This window comes from Acidisoma silvae, assembly GCF_020618775.1.
Lineage (GTDB): Bacteria > Pseudomonadota > Alphaproteobacteria > Acetobacterales > Acetobacteraceae > Acidisoma > Acidisoma silvae.
Genome location: NZ_JAESVB010000057.1, coordinates 1 through 2296, shown reverse-complemented (window position 1 = coordinate 2296; position 2296 = coordinate 1). Strand labels below are relative to the sequence as shown.

The window sequence follows — 2296 nt, the reverse complement described above, 5'->3', positions numbered from 1 at the left end:
CATGTCATTCCGAGATCATGCCGCCATGTATTCCGGGATGATCCCGCCACCCACGGGTGGCTTCTTCGACAGTTTCGTTTTGGGTCGATTACGGCGTCTGGGTCAAGCTTTTGGGCGTGGCTTCGGCCGGCGCAGGGAGTCACCGGATAGCTCGATACGATGGGCATTGTGGACGAGGCGGTCGAGGATCGCGTCGGCGTAGGTGGCGTGGCCGATAAGGCCATGCCACTCGGCCACGGGGACCTGACTGGTGACGACGGTAGAGCGGCGCCCATAGCGATCTTCGAGGATTTCCAGGAGATCGTGCCGCCCCTGGGCGGTTAGTGGTTCAAGACCCCAATCGTCCATTATGAGGAGCTGGACGGTGCCGAGGTTTTTTGATCTCCGGGCGAAGGTGCCGTCGCCGTGGGCCAGAGCGAGTTCGTCAAAGAGTTTCGGCGCTCGAACATAGAGAACGGAGCGATTGTCCCGGCAGGCCTTGTGAGCGAGGGCACAGCTCAGCCAACTTTTCCCCACCCCCGTTGGCCCGCTGATGATCAAATTCTCATGGCCGTCGATCCAGTTTCCTTTGAGCAGCTCTTGGACGAATTGGCGGTCGAGGCCGCGCGCGGCACGGTAGTCGATGTCTTCGGGTGCCGCTTGATGGCGGAGTTTGGCGTAACGAAGGCGGGCGGCCATGCGCTTGTCCTGGCGATAAACAGTTTCTCGATCGAGGAGCATGGCAAGCCACTCGCCGTGTTGGAGGCCGGCGGCCTCCGGGTCGGCGATGAGTTCGGAGAAGGCCTTGGCCATGCCCTGCAGGCCCAGGGTGTTAAGCTGATCGAGGGTGGGATGGTTCAGCATATTCGTCTTTCCTTCAGTGGTAATAGCGAGAGCCGCGGATGTTGACGTGTTTGATCTCCAGCTCGGTCTGCGGAGTGGAGCCGCGGAGATGCTGCGCGGGCAGGCCGTCGAGCTTCTTGTCGAGGATCGAGCGAACCGGTCCGTACGCGCGCGCACCTATCTCCAGGGCGCGCAGGCACGCTGCCTCGACCCGGGGCGCGCCAAAGCCCTTGGCCAGGCTGACGATCCCGCGACAGGAGCGGACACCCTGCTCGGGATGAGATCGCCCTTCGAAAATCAAACGGCAAAGAAGTTCGGCTGACGGGCCGATGGCGACCGCTTCCTGCATGATCTTCTCGATCGTCCAGTCCTTATGACGGCGATGGCTGGACGGCATGTGATCGGCGATGGTGGTGTGCTTGCCGTTGCCGGAAGCCCGCCTGTGAACCGCGATACGGTCGCCCTCGAAGAAGATTTCGATGGTTCGGAGCGTGGCCCGCAATTCGACCGTGGCGCGGGCATATCGATACGGAACCGAGTAGAAGTGGTCGTCGATATCCAAGTGGTAGTCCATGCCTACCTTGCGGACGCGCCATTCGGCGAAGGTGTAGGGTTCAGCCGGTAAGGGCTTCAGGTGCGGCGCATCGACGATATCGAACAATTGGCGCCGGCTGCGCTGTATATAGCGAAGAACCCGTTGATCATTGAGCCAGGTGAGCAACTCAGCGATCCCGGCGTTCACTTCGGCCAGGCTGTAGAACCGTCGTCGGCGCAGTTTTCCAAGAAGCCAGCGCTCAACGATTCTAACCGCCGCTTCGACTTTTGCCTTGTCACGAGGGCGCCGGGGGCGTGCCGGTAACAGCGCCGTGCCGTAATAGGCCGCCATCTCGCCGTATGTCCGATTGACCTGCGGATCGTAGAAGCAGGCCTTGATGATGGCGACCTTGGGATTGTCTGGCACGAGCAATTGAGGGACACCGCCAAAGTAGGCAAATGCCTGCACGTGCGCGTCAATCCACGCGGGCAGGGTTTCCGTCCAGCTCGCGTGCGCAAAAGTCAGGCTCGATCCGCCCATCACCGCCACGAAGATGTGGGCATCCTGAGTTTTGCCGGTGCGGCTGTCGATGATCACCGGCACCGTGTCGCCGGCGTAGTCGATGAACAGCTTGTCCCCACCCAGGTGCGTCTGGCGCATCGTAACCGGAAGGCGTTTCGACCAACTCGCGTAGAGCTCACAAAACCGGCTGTACCGATATCCATCCGGGTGCTCCTCAGTGTATTCGCTCCACAAAGTCTCCAGCGTGACGTGCTTGTTCCCCTTGATCTCATGGTAAATCCGCGCCCAGTCCGGCTCCGGCTTCCCCCGATGACCTCTTTTACTGCCGGCGTTGCCGTAAAGCCGGGCCTCAAGCTCCGCGTCACTCAAATCCAGCGGCAAAGGCCACGGCAGGCCGGAATTCTCGAAACGGCTGAC

Annotated in this window: 2 protein-coding genes; both read right to left on the bottom strand. The window is 61.1% G+C overall.

Going from position 1 to position 2296, the window contains the following annotated elements; genetic code table 11:
* Nucleotides 1-102: 102 nt before the first annotated feature.
* Nucleotides 103-843, bottom strand: coding sequence for an IS21-like element helper ATPase IstB (gene istB, locus ASILVAE211_RS25705; protein WP_227324200.1), 741 nt, complete (start codon nt 841-843; stop codon nt 103-105).
* Between the two features lie 13 nt (nt 844-856).
* Nucleotides 857-2296, bottom strand: a 1440-nt coding sequence (istA, locus tag ASILVAE211_RS25700) for an IS21 family transposase (protein WP_406566108.1), incomplete at its 5' end; no start/stop codon positions are given.